At 45.4% G+C, this 20,627-nt stretch carries 13 protein-coding genes; 6 read left to right on the forward strand and 7 right to left on the reverse strand.

Going from position 1 to position 20,627, the window contains the following annotated elements; genetic code table 11:
* The first annotated feature begins 12 nt into the window (after positions 1-12).
* The 5 genes from OGY19_RS24570 (at position 13) to OGY19_RS13090 (ending at position 16,657) form a co-directional block, all read left to right on the forward strand.
* Positions 13-10,356: a cadherin-like domain-containing protein gene (locus tag OGY19_RS24570; RefSeq protein WP_502873220.1), complete on the forward strand. Its 10,344-nt coding sequence runs from the start codon at positions 13-15 to the stop codon at positions 10,354-10,356.
* Between the two features lie 157 nt (positions 10,357-10,513).
* Positions 10,514-12,028, forward strand: a complete 1,515-nt coding sequence (locus OGY19_RS13075; RefSeq protein WP_286596596.1) for a TolC family outer membrane protein — start codon at positions 10,514-10,516, stop codon at positions 12,026-12,028.
* Positions 12,025-14,157, forward strand: a complete 2,133-nt coding sequence (locus OGY19_RS13080) for a type I secretion system permease/ATPase (protein WP_286596598.1) — start codon at positions 12,025-12,027, stop codon at positions 14,155-14,157. Before OGY19_RS13075 ends, OGY19_RS13080 begins: the two co-directional genes overlap by 4 nt.
* Positions 14,157-15,347: a beta-barrel domain-containing protein gene (locus OGY19_RS13085; RefSeq protein WP_044112084.1), complete on the forward strand. Its 1,191-nt coding sequence runs from the start codon at positions 14,157-14,159 to the stop codon at positions 15,345-15,347. The genes OGY19_RS13080 and OGY19_RS13085 overlap by 1 nt, the downstream gene beginning before the upstream one ends.
* Positions 15,348-15,448: 101 nt before the next feature.
* Complete coding sequence (locus OGY19_RS13090) at positions 15,449-16,657, forward strand: IS256-like element ISAba26 family transposase (protein ID WP_000343018.1); 1,209 nt, start codon at positions 15,449-15,451, stop codon at positions 16,655-16,657.
* A 77-nt stretch (positions 16,658-16,734) separates the two neighbouring features.
* Here the strand turns inward: OGY19_RS13090 and OGY19_RS13095 are convergent, their stop codons facing one another.
* The 7 genes from OGY19_RS13095 to OGY19_RS13125 form a co-directional block, all read right to left on the reverse strand.
* Positions 16,735-17,292, reverse strand: coding sequence for a recombinase family protein (locus OGY19_RS13095; protein ID WP_003100847.1), 558 nt, complete (start codon positions 17,290-17,292; stop codon positions 16,735-16,737).
* Positions 17,286-17,657: a hypothetical protein gene (locus OGY19_RS13100; RefSeq protein WP_003100853.1), complete on the reverse strand. Its 372-nt coding sequence runs from the start codon at positions 17,655-17,657 to the stop codon at positions 17,286-17,288. Before OGY19_RS13100 ends, OGY19_RS13095 begins: the two co-directional genes overlap by 7 nt.
* The gene (locus tag OGY19_RS13105; protein ID WP_003100856.1) at positions 17,654-18,154 is read right to left on the reverse strand and encodes a hypothetical protein; all 501 of its coding nucleotides are present in this window, start codon (positions 18,152-18,154) and stop codon (positions 17,654-17,656) included. Before OGY19_RS13105 ends, OGY19_RS13100 begins: the two co-directional genes overlap by 4 nt.
* Positions 18,151-18,477 carry a hypothetical protein gene (locus OGY19_RS13110; protein WP_003100858.1) on the reverse strand — a complete coding sequence of 109 codons (327 nt, stop codon included), beginning with the start codon at positions 18,475-18,477 and terminating at the stop codon, positions 18,151-18,153. Before OGY19_RS13110 ends, OGY19_RS13105 begins: the two co-directional genes overlap by 4 nt.
* 254 nt (positions 18,478-18,731) lie before the next feature.
* A complete protein-coding gene (locus tag OGY19_RS13115) occupies positions 18,732-19,088 on the reverse strand; it encodes a cupin domain-containing protein (protein ID WP_000215515.1) in 357 nt (118 codons plus the stop codon).
* Positions 19,078-19,479, reverse strand: coding sequence for a HepT-like ribonuclease domain-containing protein (locus OGY19_RS13120; protein ID WP_001293886.1), 402 nt, complete (start codon positions 19,477-19,479; stop codon positions 19,078-19,080). The genes OGY19_RS13115 and OGY19_RS13120 overlap by 11 nt, the downstream gene beginning before the upstream one ends.
* Positions 19,476-19,742: a nucleotidyltransferase family protein gene (locus OGY19_RS13125; protein ID WP_016487057.1), complete on the reverse strand. Its 267-nt coding sequence runs from the start codon at positions 19,740-19,742 to the stop codon at positions 19,476-19,478. The genes OGY19_RS13120 and OGY19_RS13125 overlap by 4 nt, the downstream gene beginning before the upstream one ends.
* 160 nt (positions 19,743-19,902) lie before the next feature.
* On the opposite strand from OGY19_RS13125, the gene OGY19_RS13130 reads away from it, so the two are divergent.
* Entirely contained in the window at positions 19,903-20,607 is a 705-nt protein-coding gene (locus tag OGY19_RS13130) for an IS6-like element IS26 family transposase (RefSeq protein WP_001067855.1), read from the forward strand.
* The last annotated feature ends 20 nt before the right edge of the window (positions 20,608-20,627 follow it).

The following is a 20,627-nucleotide window of genomic DNA, read 5'->3' on the forward strand; positions in this document are numbered from 1 at the left end:
AGTGGCAACGTACTGACAGGAGGCGTATCTAGTGGAGATACAGCTGATACCCAAGGCGCAGACAAAGCTAACGTCAGTGGAGTACAGGCTGGAACAGTTGCGTCAGGTGAACACGTAGCAAATGGCGCATTGAATACAGCAGTGAATGGAGAATACGGAACATTAATTCTCCGTGCTGACGGTAGTTACACCTACCAATTAAATAATAACAATACGGATGTAAATGCCCTTAAAGATAACCAAAGCCTCCAAGACGTATTTAGCTACACCATTACCGATGGAGATGGAGATAAATCGACAGCGACCATTACCATCACCATTAATGGACATACCGATGGCGCACCTAACGTGGTTATCACTGATCATAATGGATCAGCGCTTGGTGCGAACAGCATTGCCGAAAATGCAACGACCCCAGTACAAGGCGAGTTTACCGTCAACGCAGCAGATGGACTGAAATCTATCACGATTGGTGGCACGACCATTCTGACCAGCGAACTCTTGGATCTATCCCCGACCACACCAAAAACAATCGCAGGTACAGAGGGAACACTGACCCTTACCGACTATGATCCAGTAACAGGCAAAGTCAGTTATAGCTACCAACAAAGTGACAGCAGCAAAGACCACAGCGGTGGTGATACTAGCGTAAGCGATACTTTCCCAATTGTAGTGACAGACAATGCCAATGAAAGCTCAGCAGCGACGAATCTGGTTATTCTCATCACAGATACCGCCCCAGAAGCCAAAGCTGACACAGGCACAGTGACAGAAGACGGTGCAGCACTTGAAGGAAACGTGATCACAGGTGGCAGTAGCAACAGCACAGATGTTGCTGACCGTTTAGGTGCAGATGCAACACAAGTGACAGGAGTCAGCAAAGGAAGCTCAACAACAGAACAAACAGGTAATGTTGGTGGAACAGGACTTGCAGGTGACTACGGCACACTGATACTCAATAGCGAGGGTAGTTACAGCTATACCGTTGACCCAAATAACGCAACCGTGAATGCATTAAAAGATGGAGGCAAGCTCACAGAAACATTTAGCTACACCATTAAAGATGCAGATGGGGACTGGAGTACCACAACATTAACCATCACCATTAACGGACATACTGATGGCGTACCAAGCATTACACCGAACGATGAGAACGGAAACAATGTTGGTGGTCAGATTACAGTGTATGAAAGTGGTCTAAGTACAGGTAGCAATGCAAGTGCAGCGAGCGAATCTGCCAGTGGAACGATTCAGATCAATGCAGGAGATGGCTTAAGCAGTATTAACATAGGCGGACAGACCTTTAGCCTTTCACAATTACAATCACTGAGTAGCAGCAACCCATCGGCAGCGATCAACGTCGCTGGTGGAACCATCGTTCTAAATGGTTTTACGGCAAATAGCAGTGTAGGTGGTATCCCAACTTCAGGTAGTTTGAGTTATACCTATACTTTGAACAATGCCCAGACACATAGCGCTGTTGGAAATGATGGTTTACTTCTGAGTGGCATTCCACTGAGTGTCACAGATGCAGGAGGGGTAACCACAACAGGTAGTCTGGTTGTACAAGTGATTGATGATGTTCCAACTGCTGTGAATGATAGCAATAGCATTCCTGTAGGTAGTTTGGCAGTAGTTACTGGTAATGTGGTCAGCAATGACACGAAAGGTGCAGATGGCGCACGAGTAACTACAGTAAAAGCAGATACTGCTAATGGGTTAGATGTCACGATTGATCCAGTTGGTAACTATACGGTTGTTGGTAAATATGGCACATTAACGATCCATTCTGATGGTAGTTATAGTTATGCACGTAATGCAGGTTCAGCTGGTGGTGTAAGTGACGTATTTACTTATACTTTAACGGATGGCGATAACGACACATCAACAGCACAATTGACAATCAACATTGCTGATGCAACCCCGACCAGCACAATACCAACGGCTGGTGGTGCAACAACGACAGTCTATGAATCTGGTTTAAATGATGGTACAGAAGCTTCAACCAATAAAGAAACCACCAGTGGCACAATTAGCTTTACCTCTCCAGACGGTCTGGCAGTCAGTGATGCAATCAAGCTGGGTGGGCATACTTTAACTACCACGAATCAGACCTTTTCAGATGGTCTAACTGCGCGTTATGAATACAATGCAGCAACTGGAACGGGGACGATTTATTATAGTTATACCTTGCCTGCAAAAACGAGTGGCGATAATACAACAGCTACTTTCGCTGTTGAAATCAAGGATGCTGATGGAGATAGTGCAACAGCAGGGAATTTGGTCATCAATATTGTTGATGATGCACCAATCACCGTAGCGGATACAGGAAGTGTTACAGAAGGCGCGCTTTTGACCAAAGATGCAGCCAGTGGTGTACTTTCTAACGACCAGTCAGGCGCAGATGGTTGGGCTATTGGTGGCGGTGTAGTCGGTGTTGCTAAAGGCAATACAGGTACAACTTCGAGTACTGGAGTAGGAACAAGCATCACAGGTGATTATGGTACGCTTACATTAAATGCCAATGGTAGTTATAGCTATAAAGCGGATCCAAACAAAATAACAGCCAATGTACAGGATGTATTTACTTATACAGTGCGTGATGCTGATGGTGACTTAAAAACATCTACCCTTACCATTAATGTGCAGGATGTTACAGTCAATCCATTAACTACAGTGGGTAGCGTACGTGAGGATGGGATCGATGCCAATGGTACTCAGCCTGCGGGAACAGATGCGAGTAGTTCTAGCAATATTATTAATGGTGATTTGAATCTACAGACGGGTTGGACAGCACAAGCAAAAACAGGCACTACAGCAAATGGAAAGTATACCGTCAATTCAGATGGTACTTATAGCTTTACTTTAACTTCAGCAACCAAAGATTTAGCAGGCAATGAAACCAATAGCTTCACTTACACTGCTGTAGACCAATATGGCAATACGGTCACTAATACCATAACTATTAGCATTGTTGACGATAAACCTAAAATCAGTGAGAACGGTGCAAATGTTGGTCGTGTAACTGTTGATGAAACTAATTTTGTCTCAGGTTCTGTTTCTGCAACAGATGCTAATTTTGTCAAAGATGTATTCACCCCTGTGTATGGTGCAGATGGTCAAGCTACAAGTAATGCGTTGATTTATGCACTTAACATTAGTTCCAATGGTGTGGATAGCGGATTAGATACCACCAGCGGCCAAAATGTCTTGCTGTATAAAGTAGGTAATCAGATTGAAGGACGTGCGGGTAGTGCATCAGGCGATGTGGTATTTCGTATCTCCATTGATCCGACCACGGGTGCTGTTACCTTAACTCAATCAGAAGCACTTAAACATCCCGTGGGCGGTTCTTCTTATGATGAAAGTCTTTCTATCAGCAATGCAGGTTTAATTACCCTAACTGCAACTGCTACAGATGGTGATGGTGATGCGGTCACCAGTGATCCTGTTGCGGTAGGTGATCGTTTTATCTTTAAGGATGATGGGCCATCAATTGGTTCTGCGCCAGCAGTAACTTCTGTAGATGAAAAAGGTCTAGCGACAGGAAGTGAACCAAACACATCGTTACTCACCGCAGAAGGCAATTTGAGTGTGAGTTATGGTCAGGACGGTTCAGGTAATGGCGGTGGTTTAAGCTTTGCTGCAAATCAAACTGCTTTAAAGGCAGTGCTAGATAGTACAGGTAATAGCGGTATAAGCTTTAGTATTAATGCGGCAGGTAACGTACTGACAGCCACGCGTGGCGGCAGTGATGTGTTCAAAGTCACTTTGGATACGACTACAGGCAAATATACCTTTGAACTATTGGGTTCATTAAACCATCCAAGTCATACTACACCATTGAATCTGAATTTTGACTTTATTGCCAAAGATGGTGATGGCGATACGGCATCTGGTAGTTTCGTTGTTCAAGTGATTGATGATGCACCAAAAACTGAGATTGTGATCACGATGGATGAGGATCATAGTTATGGTCCGTTCACCACCTCAGCTGATTCACGACTTGAGAATATTACCATTCAGGATGCTAATGGTAATACCATTGCTGGAACAGATAACGGTAATGGAAGCAAAAGTTTCAGTGTTGCACATGGCACTGTGACTGTAGATGAGGCTGGTCGAATTACTTATAAACCTGCCGATAACTATAGTAACTATGATGGAAGCTCTTCGACCAGTCCCGATACATTTAAAGTACTAGTTACTGATGACAGTGGGCAAACCACAACAACCAATGTGACTGTAAATGTAAATCCAGTCGCAGATGCACCAAATTTAGCCGGAACAACGGGTGTGGGTGGTAATGTAACACTAGCAAATGTGACTACGAATGAAGATACGGCTGTTATATTGGGTCTGAAAGCACCACGTGTAATCGATGCTATTGATCAAAATGGCAATACAACAACGGGTGATAGCCCAGAACGTCTAGGCGTGATTACCTTAAGCGGTATTCCTGCTGGCGCAGCGCTCTTATCTGGTACTGATGCTACATTATTCACATCGAATGGCGGCAATATCTCCATTTGGTTAACCGATGTTAATCATCCGACTGATGAAACCAAACCAGCAAATGCTTTGGAGATGACGTCTGCTGAGTTTGAAGCATTAAAGGTTTTACCACCTGCGGAAAGTCATGCCAACTTTACCGTAACGGTAAGTGTAACCAGTTATGAAGTTAACGATAGCGGTACTAAAGTTTCTGGTGTTAACGGTGCAACCAGTACTGCAACAGTCGTGGTCAATGTTCAGGCGGTTACGGACGGTATCGATCTGAAAATTTCAGATGGCAATAGTTTTGTTGATACAAGCAGTGCAGCACCTGTGGTTCAAACCATTGCGGAAGATACTGCACTTAATTTGACTAATTTGTTGAAAGTGACATTAGCGACTACTGGCGATAACAACACGACTGCTGACATCGACGGTAGTGAGCAACGCTGGATGACCATTACGGGGCTACCAGAAGGTACAACCTTAACTGTAGGTGGACAGCCTCACACCATTACTGCAACAGAATCGTCGGATGGCTATCGAATAGACATCCCAAATAATTACAATGGCGTTTCACCAAGCTTACCATCGATTACAGTGACACCACCAAAAGACTTTAGTGGTGACATTAACAATATCCAGATCACGCTACATGCGCAGGACCAAGATAGTGATGGTGTAGGTAATGGGCCGACTACTGGAACTGAAATTACTGACAGTGTTTATTTAAATCTACATGTTACGCCAGTAGCAGGTGATGTCGCAGCAGGTGATGTTTCTACCAATGAAGACACAGCAGTTGCTTTCCTGCAAAATGTAAGAGTGACGGATACGGGTACTGGTACAGAAGTCATTACACAAGTCGCATTTGAAATTCCTACAGGCTGGCTAGTGACTGCTCCAAGTAATAATGGAGGGTGGAGTGTAAGTGGAGATGGTTCGAGTGGATCTCCATATACCATCACTTTTGACAATACCTTGAATGAAGTGCAACGTGAGGCTATCTTGGACAGTTTCACAATCTTGCCGCCAGCCAATAGCAGTAAAGATGCAACGATTCAACTTAATATTACATCAACAGATACTAATGGTTCTGATACAAATACCCAGACTAAACCACTTGATGTAAAAGTCACTGTAAATCCTGTTGCTGAAATCATTGGTAATATTCCTGGTTCAGGTGATTCTGACAACGATGGTACAGCTGACCTGACCATGACAGGTGGTCACACTTACACGACAGCAGGTGCAGAAGACACATGGTATACACTGGGTACTGACAGTGGATTTAACCTTGCCAATGACTGGACGAATCAGGACGCAGATGAACTGACTTATGCACATTTAACGCCTGAGTTAGTTTCAGGGGATAGCTATGCGACAGTCATCGGATCACAATTCAAATGGACAGTTTCTGGTGTTGACTATACTGCAACTTATACAGGCACACCAATTGATGTACCTGTTAGTGCATTGTCAACATTACAGTTCTTGGCTCCTGAAAGTGTATCGGGTACCTTTAAAATCAAAGTTGAAGCTTATACAGTAGACTATGATGATGACAATGAAGGGACGGGTACACCAGCGACAGCAGTATCAGGTGAAGCTTGGTTAGAAGGTATTATCATCGCACCTGTTGCTGATGGTATTAATACCTTGTCATTAAATGGTCGTGCGATTGGTTTGGAAGATACGCCAATCCCACTGTCTATTACGCCAAGAAGTTCTGATCCATCAGAAACCTTTAATATCACCATTTCAGATATTCCTGCTGGTGCAAAAATTATCTATGGCGGCGTAGAACAAACGATTACTAACGGTTCAGTCACGATCTCTAACTTTAGTACATCTACGCCACTGACGATTACTCCACCTTTTAACAGCAATGTAAACTTTACCTTAAATGTTACTGCGACGGCGACGGATGGTAGCGTCACATCTGCTTCATCTAGTCCGCTCTCTATACCTGTTACAGTTTATGGTGTAGCAGATACACCGACAATTACCTTAAAAGATTATGACAGTAATCAGTCTGGTGTACAGTCTTATACAACCACTGAAGCTAATCTGGATGGTACTGCCCAGCATAAAGTGTCACTCTCTAATTTGATTGAAAATGTTTCATCGATTGATAATACAGATGGCTCAGAAAGCTTTAACCTTCGTATCACTGGCTTAGCCAAAGATTTCAATCTGGGTGGACGAGCCATTGTTTTGGTCACTGGCACAGGTGAAGAACGTGTCTGGGTGATTAAACCAACAGATTTAAATAATGTATTTATCACAGTACCAGAGAATTACAGTGGCAATGTGAATTTCAAAGTTGCAGGCGTTTCTACTGAAAATGATGGTGATTCCAAAACTGGTGCATTAACTGACGTTAATTTCACAGTGACACCTTCTGCCGAAGCAGAAGCAACGACCAGTGCGACACTGGTTGAAGATGAAATTACGACCCTGAATTTTGGCATTGTTCATGTAAATGGTGACAATGACGAAACTTTGGGACATGTTTGGATTGCACAGAATCAGGCGGCAGGTGCAAACTATACTTTATATCTAGGTACAGGCACATCGGCTGTTCTCTTAAGTAATGCAGGCTTACCAATCAAAACCATTGATGGGGTGGACTACTACGAATTGACTGCTGAACAAGCTCAAACCTTGGCAGCTAAAGGTGGTGATCAGCTTGATGGTGATCAGGGCTTCTTCACTTATAAATATGAAGTGACCGATAATCATTATGGTTCGGTGCAAACCGCACCAGCGGACACGGTGGTTAAAGATGGAGAATTAAAATTAACGGCGAGTGCAGTTACCGATGCTGTTGAGTTATCTGTTACTGGTATTTCTGGAATAAGCAATACCACTTCATCATCAGATCAACATGCAAATGATGATGCTACTCCAGACACCGCAACACTGACTGCAACGGATACTGTGACCGTTAATCTGAACGTCGCTTCGATTGACCATGATGGCAGTGAACACGTGGTTCGTATCTTGATCGAAAATGTGCCAGAGGGTGTAACTGTACAAGGTGCAAATGTTCAACAGATAGGTGCTGGTACATGGGTACTGGTCTATCAGGCAAATAATGCACCTTCAATCAACGCACAGGGTGGTATTGATGTACCAGTCACTTTCAAGATTGGTTCCGACGCGGGTGGCTTAACAGACCATCCGATTAAGATAACTGTACAGACACAAGATCTAGGGTCTGATTTGACTGCTATAACAGACATCAAATCTGATTCAGTGACATGGTATCTAAATACAGATTTTGCTGAGGCTCCAGGCAGTAAAGCACCGCTTATTGACCAATGGCAATATAATGATGCATCTGCTACGGAAGATACACCATTTAAATTAAGCGATGTGGTAGATCAAGCCATTACCATTCAGGATAATTCGGCAAGCAACTTGTTTACTGTCACCTTGAAAGATTTACCAGCAGGTACAATCGTCAATGGTATGGTACAAACCATGATCGATACAAATAATGATGGTAACCCTGATACCCCAGTATGGACAGCAAGTGTTACGGTAGATCCGAATGCCACTGATGCCGAAGCCGAAGCTGCTTTGCAAAATCTGTTAGACAGTATTGTGATCACGCCACCAGCAGACTGGAATGATAATGGTCAATCAGGACAGTTCCATTTCGATGCGACACTTACGACTTCGGTCTTGGGTGGCACTACCAAAGAGGCAACGATTCAAGACATGACGATTCCAATCGCTCCTGTGACGGATAATCCGATATTCACCATGTCTGGAGATAGTATGGTGGGTGAGGGTGCGACAGCAATCACAAGTTCTATTACACTCGACCCTGCCGATGGAAGTTTTGGTAAGGTTGTCGATGGTAAAATGTATGTGCAAGTCAATGCTGCTGATACAACCGATGCCATGGAAGGTGGTCAGCTATACATCACGGGTAGTACAACACCACTTGTTTTACAAAGTGTAGATATTGATGGTGGTGGTACAACTGATGGTGATTTCTACGTCATTGACATTGGTGAAAATGGCGGAACAGTAGACTTAACGTATACCATGCCAAATGGTGAGAAAACTGTACCAGGTAATGTATCATTTACTGCTTATGCAAACGTACAAGAAGACGGTGCAGATGTTAAAGCAGTCAGTGTCACGGGTTCTGTGGAAGTTCAACGGATCAATAATGGTGTAAATGTTGTTTCACAAAACTTTATTGGTAATGAGTCAAATGCAATTGAGCTGACTGGTGCAGGTGGACTAAGCGTGAGTTTGAACGATTCAGAAGGTTCAGAGTCTTATGGTGCAATTGTGCTATCTGATGTTCCAAATGGCTTCTTGGTTTATGTCGGAAATGATGCGGCATCCGCAACGCTTGCAAGTAATGCAGGTGGTGATGGCACAACCAACACTTGGGTACTCTCAGAAAGTGGTGGACTACCAGCTTATGTTGCGATATTATCGCCGATACACTGGAGTGGTACTGTTGAAAACTTACAGTTGGTTGTAACTTCTGGTGAAAGTAGCTTATCTCCTTTAACTGAAACCAAAGACATTGGAGATTTGGTGGTTAATGCCGTAGCCAATGGCGTTGATATCAAACCGACTCAAACTTTCGGTAAAGAAAATGAGATTATTCCACTTACCCTGAATGCATCGATGCATGATCCAAAAGTTTCAGCAGTTGCAAATGACAGCAGTACTGAAACTATGACCATTAAACTCACAGGTCTGGGTCAATATGCCTCTTTTTATATCGATGGTGTACAGATTTCATCTAGTCAAATTACAGTAAGTGGAACTGGATCAAGTACGACTTATACCATTACAGGTTTAACCCAAAGCAATATAGATAAGTTAGGCTTTAAACAGGCGAAAGCAGCTTTAACTGATCAGGATTCAGCGACTACAGGTACACAAATCGGGGTAGAAGCATGGACAGTTGAAAGTGGTGCTGGAAATAGTGCATCTGCTCATGTTTCTGCGAACATTACTGTAAATATGACGGACCAACAGGCTACAACAGGTAATGATACCTTGCTATATACAGCAAGTAGTATTAATGCTGGAGCAGGTACAGATACGATTCAGCTCCGTTCTGGTGAAACTGTATCAGGTGCTACTTTGGCAGCAAATCTGCAGAATGTTGAAGTGCTGGATTTGTCTGTAAATGGAGCAAATAATATCACTAGCCTGACAGCATCACATGTATTGACCATGACTGATGCGGCACATACCTTGAAGATCAATGGTACTGCTGAGGATACTGTTGGACTTGGTTCAGGCTGGACACAAAGTGCAACCAATAATGGTTATGTGACATACACCAGTACCGTATCGGGTACGGCTGTCACTTTGCTGGTGAGTGAAAATGTTCATACCCAATCTGGAGTAAATCCATTATCAGCGAGAAGCTTCAGCGTAGCTGAAACCAGTTCGGATGATGTGATTGTGGCCAAAGCGGGTAACGATACCATTACGACGGGTCAGGGTCACGATACATTGATTTATAATGTGCTAGATGCGAGTGATGCCAAAGCGGGGCATGGTATTGATCATTGGACAGATTTCGGTTTTGGTTCTACCGCAACAGATAGCAATGCCGAAACGATTCAATTCTCATCAGAATTCTTTAATGATTTGCTTAGTGATAGTGATTTGACATCATCTCATCTTTCACAAGTCGAAAAATTCATTAAGGTTGACTATGATGCAGCAACTGAATCTGCAACCGTGAAAGTAGATCGTGATGGTGAAGCAAATGGTTCAAATTATCAGGATCTTTTGGTCTTAGAACATCAAACTTCGAATGTAACGCTTGCAGAGCTGTTAAATAATCATCAAATTACGATTGGCTAACTTATCGTGTTGATGAATAAAAGTTGCCCCATCCGTGGGGCAATTTTTATGCTAGATGTGAATAATTTCGCTAAATCATTTAATGGCAAAACAAAATTCCAGTACAATGCTTGAGTTTTGATTTTCCTCATCATTATTATAGTCGTGAAACAATATCATGAATAAACGGGATGTATTAATAAAGACGAGTTTATGTTCACTTCTTAGCCTTTATATGCCTTTACTTTATGCAGCGTCTGGTCAGGAAATTGCAACTTCGTTAAAAGATAATTTACAAGGTGTATTTACCCCAAAATCGGATGATCATTTTAATAAAGTAGATCTTAAACAGCTCTCAAATTTTGATGTCGATACCTCAAATTTTGATGAACTTCCTGTTATCGGTTCAACACATTCCAATACGGTCAATACTGCGGGATTGAGCTTGGTAAGCCCCACTTCAAGAACGCTTGATATTTCTGAGGCAGTGAAAATTGCGGTTCAGCGACATCCTGAAATTAGTCAAAATATTGCGAGTCTTGCTTCTCAAAATGCCAATATTGATGTGGCTAAAGCTGCATATTATCCTCAATTATCGGGTGGTATTTCGACTGGAGATATGACTTCTGGCGAACGCGGTCGGCAGTTATTAAGTCTTAATGCGACACAGATGGTCTATGATTTTGGTAAGGTCGAATCCAGTGTGGATATTCAAAAAGCCAGATTAGCATTGCAGCAGGCGCAAGTGCTGGTCAAGATTGATGAGGTTGCACTTGAGGTTGCAAGTGCAATCGTGAATCTAAAACGCTATGAGGAAGTCTGTCGCATTGCACAGCAGCAAGTAGATGGGATTGCACGTATTGCTGAGATTGCCAATTTGCGTGCAAATGCTGGCATTAGCAGTCAGGCAGATCCCGTGCAGGCGAAGTCGTATCTTGAAGCTTCCCAATCAAATTTAATTGCTCAACAAACACAATTAAGACTGTATCAACAAAAATTACGGACTTTACTGGGCTTTGATATCAGTCGGATCAACTGGAAAATACCTGAAAATGTAGTCACTGAATCAAAGATTTTTGAAGCACCTAAAATCAATACGATTCCTACGATTATGTCTGCTCAAGCAGAAGTAAATGTCGCAAAAGCACAGAAAACTCAGACAGATCTCAGTCGTTACCCTACTTTAAATTTAGTTGGAACGCTAAGTCAGGCACTGAATGGTGTCAATCCAAACAATAACAAGGATGACGGATTTGATAGTTCAATTAAATTTGAAGTAAGCAGTAACTTCTTTCAGGGTGGATCAGTGGGGGCGCAAAGTCGCGCTGCAAGTTATGCAGTAGAAGCTGCCAAAGCCAAAGTACAAAATAGTTATATGGATATTCTGGAACAGATTCGCATGACTGAGGAACAAGTCACAAATAAACAACGGCAGATGCAGGTTTTGGTTGCCAGACAATCAACCACCACCAGAACAAAAGAATTATATCAGGAGCAATATAAGCTTGGTACGCGGACAGTAGTGGACTTACTTAATGCTGAACAAGCCATTCATAGTGCAAATATGGAAATTGAAAATAATCGTTATGATATTTATGCAAATCTAGTCCAACTTATCTCGACTACAGGTCAATCACGAGATGTTTATCATCTTAATCGTCTATCCATTCAGGGGGTTAAGGTTCAGCCATGAGTACGATGAATTACCAGCCATATCTTCAGGCAATTTTATTGATTGCCAAACATTATCGTATCGAAACCTCTGAAGAACGTATCCGTTTGCAGATGGATTGGGCAGGGGCTAGTGCAGCAGATGAGGTCGTGAAAACGATTGCACGTCAGATTGGCTTAAGTGTACGTAAAAGTAAATTTTCAAAAGAGATGCTTAATCCATGGCGTTTACCAGTCATCGTGGTATTCAAGGATGGTCAAGTTGGTGTGGTTGATCAGGCAGATGTCGATCATAATGTCAGTATCCAGATGAGTGGTGATCAGGGGCTTGCGCAAAGTTTTGTTGCTTCTGACCTTCAACATGAAATTGAAAGGGGTTATATCCTGCGACCTGAAAAATCAGTTGCAGATGCGCGTATTGATGAATATATCAAACCTTATGAGAGTAGTTGGTTCTGGTCGATCGTGTTACGTGACTGGAAACGATATATCGATATTATGTTTGCATCATTAATTGCAAATATTCTGGCACTGGCAACCATTATATTTTCAATGCAAGTCTATGATCGAGTCGTGCCTTCTCAGTCAATTCCTACGTTATGGGTGTTGGCAGGTGGTGTATTGATTGCGGCAATTTTTGAATTTGTTTTACGTGTAGCGCGTATCTATTTATCAGATATTATTGGTAAACGAGCAGACTTGCGTATTTCAGATCGGGTTTTTGGTCATACGCTCAGAATTAAAAATAGTGAGCGTTCCAAATCAACAGGTACTTTTATTTCCCAAATTCGGGAGTTGGAAGGGGTGCGGGAGCTAGTCACCTCAACGACGATTAGCGCCATTGCCGACTTGCCATTTTTCTTTTTATTTTTGGTTATATTCTGGATCATTGGCGGCAATCTTTTCTGGGTCATGGTACTTGTTGTACCGCTTATGATTATTCCAGCCATATTGGCACAAAGACCACTGGCTAAACTTGCCAGAGAGGGAATGCGTGAGTCTTCGATTCGTAATGCAATATTGGTGGAATCAGTGCAAGGCATAGAGGACATTAAGCTGTTACGCGCTGAATCCAGATTCCAGAATCAATGGAATCATATGAATGAAATGTCTGCCGATATTAGTATGAAGCAGCGTAAAATAGTGGGCGTGATGACTGCATGGACGCAAAAAGTCCAAGGTCTGACTTATGCTCTTGTGGTACTTGTTGGCTGTTTTGCCGTGATTAGTGGAGAAATGACCACAGGTGCATTGGTTGCATGCTCAATTTTATCTTCACGAATGTTGGCACCAATTGCACAAATTACGGGTGTTTTGGGACGTTTACAGCAAGCCAAAGTCGCAAAAAGTAGTCTTGATGAGTTAATGAAAAAGCCAGTTGACCAACCTGATCGGGCGCATTTGATCCATCGCTCAGTATTGTTGGGTGATTATCAATTGAATGGCACTTTATTTAAATATAATCAAGATGATGCAAAACCCAATCTAGCGATTGCTCAACTAGCAATTCGGGCGGGAGAGAAAATTGCAATTTTAGGCCGAAATGGCGCGGGGAAATCCACATTATTGCAATTATTATCAGGCATGCAAATGCCGCAGCAAGGTAATATTTATCTTGATGGTCTTGATTTATCACTGATTGATCCTGCTGATATTCGTCGTGATACAGGGTTACTTAATCAGAGTGCGCATTTGTTTTATGGCACAATCAGGGAAAACCTAACTTTAGGCGCACCTTTAGCCTCAGATGATGACTTGATTCAGGCGCTCAAAATGACAGGAGCTTGGTCATTTGTACAAGATAAAAAAGAAGGTCTTGATCATCTTGTACTTGAGGGTGGCTTAGGTTTCTCTGGTGGACAACGGCAGGCTTTGTTGCTGTCACGCTTGCTTATTCGCCAACCTAATATTGTATTGTTAGATGAGCCAACAGCGTCGATTGATGATGTAGCAGAAAAACAATTTATTGATCATCTAATGAATTGGATGGGGCATCGGACTTTAATTGTTGCAACTCATCGGCGAGCTGTTTTGGCATTAGTTGATCGAATTATTGTCATGAATGAGGGGAAAATTGTGATGGATGGTCCACGCGATCAGATTTTGAGTCAATCAAATAATCAAACTCATCCATCCAGTGGGGCACAATAATGAATGAACAACCACAACAAACAAAACGTCCTGCTAAAGCTTCATTTCATGAACCACCTTTACCTAAATCGAGTATGGTCATCTGGATTATTGGCTTAGGACTTTTGGTGTTCTTTATATGGGCTGCTTTATTTAAATTGGAAGAAGTTTCTACAGGTACGGGTAAAGTTATTCCATCTTCTAAAGAGCAAATTATTCAGTCATTAGAGGGTGGTATTTTGACCAAACTCGATGTTAAAGAAGGTGATATTGTAGAAAAAGGCACCATATTGGCACAACTTGATCCGACTCGCTTTGCATCTAATGTAGGTGAATCGCAGTCTTTGCTCGTTTCTTCATTGGCCACTTCGGCACGTTTACGGGCAGAAGTAAATGGAACTGCATTACAATTTCCCGAGATAGTTCAAAAAGATTCGCAATTGGTTCGTGAAGAAACACAGTTGTATAATACACGACGGAAAAATTTAGAAGAGTCAATATCAGATCTAACGACTTCTTTAACATTGGTACAGCAAGAGCTAAGAATGACTGAGCCGTTAGTTGCTAAAGGAGCTGCAAGTGAGGTAGAGGTTTTAAGGTTAAAACGTCAAGCTTCTGATTTACAAAAGCAAATTAATGATACACGTAGTCAGTATTATGTAAAAGCAAGGGAAGAATTATCCAAAGCCAATACCGACGTAGAAACACAACGGCAGATTGTGAAAGGAAAATCAGATACATTAAATCGTACAGTCTTTAGAGCGCCTGTTCGCGGTGTGGTAAAAGAAATCGATGTAATGACTTTAGGTGGCGTAATTCCTCCTAATGGCAAGATTATGACGATTGTGCCGTTAGATGAACAGCTTCTGATCGAAGCTAGAATTTCGCCAAGAGATATTGCCTTTATTCGTCCAAACCAACAAGCTTTAGTCAAAATTACAGCGTACGATTATGCGATATATGGCGGATTACATGGCAAAGTGACCGTGATATCTCCTGATACGATTCGAGATGAAGTTAAACAGGATCAATTTTACTATCGGGTTTATATTCGCACTGATTCAGATAAGCTGCGAAATAAACAGGGTAAGACTTTTGCGATTACGCCTGGAATGGTGGCGACAGTTGATATTCGCACTGGACAGAAAACAGTGCTGGACTATTTGATTAAGCCATTCAATAAAGCCAGAGAAGCGTTAAGAGAAAGATAAAGTCTTAAATTTTATGGATTTTGTAGGGGACTGTTCTAAATTTTGTGTAAGTACTTAATTTTCATTTATCCTTCAGAGGATAATTACAAAAGGTACTTCACATGGATGAAGCAACAATCAAAAGTATGGCTGCCGAATTGGCTAAAGGTCTAAAAACACCAGAAGACTTAAACCAAATGACAGCAGTCTTTAAAAAATTCATGATTGAAACTGCACTCAATACTGAACTTTCAGACCATCTCGGTTATGAAAAGCATCAGCCCAAGAAAGGCTCAAATAGCCGTAATGGGTTTAGTTCTAAAACCATTACAACTCAAGATGGACAACTGGCTTTAGATATTCCCCGTGATCGAGAAGGTTCATTTGAGCCACAAATTATCAAAAAGCACCAAACACGCATCACCAGTATGGATGACCAAATCCTCTCACTGTATGCAAAAGGAATGACTAATAGGGAAATTGTAGCCTTCTTCAAAGAAATGTACGATGCCGATGTGTCAGCATCTCTCATCAGCAAAGTTACCGATGCTGTGATTGAGCAAGTGACTGAGTGGCAAAATAGAGCCTTAGATAGCCTTTATCCTGTTGTCTATCTTGACTGTATTGTTGTCAAAGTCCGTCAGCACTCCAATGTGATTAACAAGTCCGTATACCTTGCTTTAGGCATCAATATGGATGGGCAAAAAGAATTACTGGGTATGTGGATTGCTCAGACAGAAGGTGCCAAATTCTGGCTGTCAGTCATGACAGAGCTAAAAAATCGAGGAGTACAGGACATTCTTGTTGCCTGTGTAGATGGATTAAAAGGCTTCCCTGACGCGATAGCCTCTGTTTACCCTCATACTGATATTCAACTGTGTATCGTGCATGTTGTACGCAATAGCCTGAGATTTGTAAGCTGGAAAGACTACAAAGCTGTTACGTCGGGTCTGAAAGCGATTTATCAGGCAAGTACAGAGGAAAATGCTTTAAAATCCCTAGACATCTTCTGTGATCAATGGAATCACCAGTATCCCAAAATTGGAGAATCCTGGCGGGCCAATTGGGAAAATATCCGAACGATCTTTAGCTATCCAGCCGAAATACGTCATGCAATTTATACAACAAATGCGATTGAGTCGTTGAATAGCGTAATACGCCATTCAACGAAGAAAAGGAAAATCTTTTCATCTGATGACTCAGTAAAGAAGGTCATTTACTTAGCAACATCAAATGCTGCGAAGAAATGGACGATGCCAATTCAAAATTGGCGTTTAGCAATGAATTGGTTTACGATTCAGTTCGATGATCGATTAAAAGATCATTTATAAAAAATGGAACTTACACAAAATAATTTACAGGCTCTTTTGTAGTGGGGGTCGTCTCAGAAAACGGAAAATAAAGCACGCTAAGCGTGCGTGGAGGCTGGCACCCAGCGGTACAGCGTCGGAATGGACACGCCGAGGTTCTTGGCCACGTCCTTGGGCGGCACCCCGCTGGCCAGCAGCTTCTTGGCCGACTCGATCTTGCTGTCGGTCATCTTCGGCTTGCGGCCGCCTTTGCGGCCGAGCTGCTTGGCGACTTCCAGCCCGGCGCGGGTGCGCTCGACGGTCAGCTCGCGCTCCATTTCGGCAAGGCTCGCCATGACGTGGAAGAAGAACCGCCCGGATGGTGTGCCGGTGTCGATGGAGTCGGTGAGGCTCCTGAACTGGACACCGTGCTTGTGCAGATCGCCGACCAGATCGACCAGTTGCTTGACCGACCGGCCCAGCCGGTCGAGCTTCCAGACGACCAAAGTATCGCCTTCGCGCAGCATTTCGAGCGTCTTGGCCAAGCCAGGCCGGTCTGCCCGCGTGCCACTCACCTTGTCCTCGAAGACCTTTTTACATCCGGCCTTGCTCAAGGCTTCGCGTTGCAGCTCCAGGTTCTGATCCTGCGTCGAGACGCGCGCATAGCCAATCAACATGGCTTGTCTCGCGCCCGGTCGATGCGTTCCTGCATCGCCTGCATCACTTCTTCGTGGGTGTACGATCTGGCGTTGGCGTCGGTGGCTTGCCGCAGGGCTTCCTCAACCTCGCGCGTCATCCGCTCGTAATCCTCCGGCCACAGCGCTTGCTCCATGCGCAGCGACGCCTGACCCAGCAGGTGCAGCAGGCTGAACAGCCGCATGTCGTTGGTGGCGACGATGCGCTCCCGAATCTGCTCCTGAATAGCTTCGCTAGCCCGATGCGCTTGTGGTGTGGCAGTCCCCTCGTAGTCAGCGGGGAATTCCGCTTCCTCGGCAATCCTTGCCCAGGCGCTGGCCAGCGCCTCGATGGTTGACGTGCTCATTTCCGCCGCTCCTGTGCTCTTTGGCGAATCAACCGGCCAAGGGGCCTCGACGCGAAAACCAGCAGCATCACGCCTATCGGATACCAGGTCGAGAAGACCACCAAGGCATCGAAGGCTGGCCGTCCGGTGTTGGTAGGCAGTACGGCGGTCACAGCCATCAACCCGCCGACCGTCCAGATGATGCGCCACACGTAGGGCATCACGCGGGGCACGTAGCCGTCATCGAAAGCGGTCTGGTAGTAGCGGCGCAGGCCGCGCTCGGCAAGCGCCTGGCGCTGCCGCTCCGACAGCGCATCCGTCCGGCCATACCAGCGCCGGAATGGTGGACAGCGCAGCAGCAAAGGGGTGAAGAGGATCATCACCGCCACGATCGCGACACCCCACGCCATGACGGCGCCGGCATCGGGCCGCTTGGCGTTCTCGATCACGGGCGCGAAGACGCCCGGAGCACCGATCATCCAGAACAGCGCAATGTGCTGATGGAAGGAGAGCTTCATTTGCTCATCCACTTGCGCAGCAGGCGCTTTTTCAGGGAGGCGCGTTCTTGCGGGTTGCGTCCCTTGTGATTGGCGATGCGATCCGCCGTGGCGGCCTGGCGCTTGACGGGCCAGTAGGAGCGGCCATCCTTGCCCATCGACCAGACGCTGCTGGCCTGGTTTTCCAGCAGGGGCAGATGGGCGCTCAGGGCTTCGGGCGACGCGCTGGTCAGCGCCGTGCGCTCACGGGTGCGCCAGCGCTGATGCCAGAGCTTCTTGTCCTCGCGCTCGCTGCCGCAGGTCGTGTGCCCGACGATGGGTGTTTTGCGGCGGCTGCGGCTCATAACGTAGTGGTCTCCAAGAACATTCAGGACTGATCCCAGGCGTCGATGGTCAAGACCTGATCGGCAGGACAGGCGGCTACGCGGTCGGGAACTGGATGGTGTTCAGTCTCATGCCGACCCCATTCGATTGATCGCGTCGCTTGCGGCACGCTGCGACGCAAGGAGGTTTGCGACCTGGTTTAGCAGCCGTGTCCGCTGCATGTCTGTTACCTATCTCCCCGACCGCTCATTGGACCAACTCCAGAGATTGGGCTCTATCGCTCAGCCAATACGAAACCGGCATTGGCTGATGCCACAACCGAGACTAACACAAATGGCTCGGTACCTGTATTTCGCGCCCCGTGCACTTGGCCCGGTCTTGCCACGGCTATCTCACCTTCCCTGAGGGCACGAACAATCCCATTGCCCTGAAAGTAATCAGCCATTCCCGACAAAACAGTCCACGTGTCTTGGCCGTGAGGATGAATGTGAGCCGCAATTTCCTGCCCGGGATGGACATGCCAAACCACGATAATTGAGTCTCGGGTTTCAAGCACAACGGAACGAATAGGCTCGCCTTCGGACGGCTGAACATACTCGGCTACAGAAAATATTCTCGATTCAACAGTCATCGGAGATCCCTCTTTCACAGTTGTCGTTACGGTCTTCATCGTCGGCATCCTGACGCACGGCGGGCAATTGCTGGAGCAACGCCGGCAGCCATTCCTGTACCGTCTCCCACACCACATCGAGGTTGATGTCGAAATAGCCGTGAGCCATGCGATTACGCATATTGCGCATGCTGCGCCACGGCACGTCGGCATGCGCCTGGGTGAACTCGACGTAGCCATCCATCACCTTTGTGGCCGCCTCGCCGATGACGATCAGGCTCATGATGACGGCCTGCTGGGTGCGCTTGTCGGCCAAGAAGTCGTCCTTGGCCATCCCTTCCACGAAGCTGCGCGCATCGGTTGCGGCCTGCTGAATGTGGTCGAGGTAATCGGGCAGGCGGTTCTCGCTCATATCGGTTGCGCCTCCGCGAGCACCTTGGCCCGGAACTTCGGCGGCAGGTCGCCGGGAGTCAGCAGATCGACGTCAACGCCGAGCAGCGATTTCAGTTCTTCTTCCAAATCGCCCAAGTCCAACAACGTGGCACCGGGCAGCGCATCGACCAACAGGTCGAGGTCGCTGCCATCCCGGTCGGTGCCATGCAGCACCGAGCCGAAGACGCGCGGGTTCGCGGCGCGAAAGCGGCCTACCGCTTCACGCACTGCGCTTCGCTTCATGTCAAGCACAACAGACGGTCGCATGCGCATCCTTTCTTATCGAAACTCGTTGAGATGATATGCAATCAAGAATAGAATTTCAAGAACTATTTTCGAGGGCACTGTTGCAAATAGTCGGTGGTGATAAACTTATCATCCCCTTTTGCTGATGGAGCTGCACATGAACCCATTCAAAGGCCGGCATTTTCAGCGTGACATCATTCTGTGGGCCGTACGCTGGTACTGCAAATACGGCATCAGTTACCGTGAGCTGCAGGAGATGCTGGCTGAACGCGGAGTGAATGTCGATCACTCCACGATTTACCGCTGGGTTCAGCGTTATGCGCCTGAAATGGAAAAACGGCTGCGCTGGTACTGGCGTAACCCTTCCGATCTTTGCCCGTGGCACATGGATGAAACCTACGTGAAGGTCAATGGCCGCTGGGCGTATCTGTACCGGGCCGTCGACAGCCGGGGCCGCACTGTCGATTTTTATCTCTCCTCCCGTCGTAACAGCAAAGCTGCATACCGGTTTCTGGGTAAAATCCTCAACAACGTGAAGAAGTGGCAGATCCCGCGATTCATCAACACGGATAAAGCGCCCGCCTATGGTCGCGCGCTTGCTCTGCTCAAACGCGAAGGCCGGTGCCCGTCTGACGTTGAACACCGACAGATTAAGTACCGGAACAACGTGATTGAATGCGATCATGGCAAACTGAAACGGATAATCGGCGCCACGCTGGGATTTAAATCCATGAAGACGGCTTACGCCACCATCAAAGGTATTGAGGTGATGCGTGCACTACGCAAAGGCCAGGCCTCAGCATTTTATTATGGTGATCCCCTGGGCGAAATGCGCCTGGTAAGCAGAGTTTTTGAAATGTAAGGCCTTTGAATAAGACAAAA

The organism is Citrobacter sp. Cy070, assembly GCF_030332245.1.
Classification (GTDB): Bacteria; Pseudomonadota; Gammaproteobacteria; order Enterobacterales; family Enterobacteriaceae; genus Citrobacter; species Citrobacter youngae.

Coding starts and splice junctions, on each gene's coding strand:
- OGY19_RS13075 (WP_286596596.1), top strand. CDS start 10,514: ATGAATAAACGGGATGTATTAATAAAGACGAGTTTATGTTCACTTCTT.
- OGY19_RS13080 (WP_286596598.1), top strand. CDS start 12,025: ATGAGTACGATGAATTACCAGCCATATCTTCAGGCAATTTTATTGATT.
- OGY19_RS13085 (WP_044112084.1), top strand. CDS start 14,157: ATGAATGAACAACCACAACAAACAAAACGTCCTGCTAAAGCTTCATTT.
- OGY19_RS13090 (WP_000343018.1), top strand. CDS start 15,449: ATGGATGAAGCAACAATCAAAAGTATGGCTGCCGAATTGGCTAAAGGT.
- OGY19_RS13095 (WP_003100847.1), bottom strand. CDS start 17,292: ATGTTGATTGGCTATGCGCGCGTCTCGACGCAGGATCAGAACCTGGAG.
- OGY19_RS13100 (WP_003100853.1), bottom strand. CDS start 17,657: ATGAGCACGTCAACCATCGAGGCGCTGGCCAGCGCCTGGGCAAGGATT.
- OGY19_RS13105 (WP_003100856.1), bottom strand. CDS start 18,154: ATGAAGCTCTCCTTCCATCAGCACATTGCGCTGTTCTGGATGATCGGT.
- OGY19_RS13110 (WP_003100858.1), bottom strand. CDS start 18,477: ATGAGCCGCAGCCGCCGCAAAACACCCATCGTCGGGCACACGACCTGC.
- OGY19_RS13115 (WP_000215515.1), bottom strand. CDS start 19,088: ATGACTGTTGAATCGAGAATATTTTCTGTAGCCGAGTATGTTCAGCCG.
- OGY19_RS13120 (WP_001293886.1), bottom strand. CDS start 19,479: ATGAGCGAGAACCGCCTGCCCGATTACCTCGACCACATTCAGCAGGCC.
- OGY19_RS13125 (WP_016487057.1), bottom strand. CDS start 19,742: ATGAAGCGAAGCGCAGTGCGTGAAGCGGTAGGCCGCTTTCGCGCCGCG.
- OGY19_RS13130 (WP_001067855.1), top strand. CDS start 19,903: ATGAACCCATTCAAAGGCCGGCATTTTCAGCGTGACATCATTCTGTGG.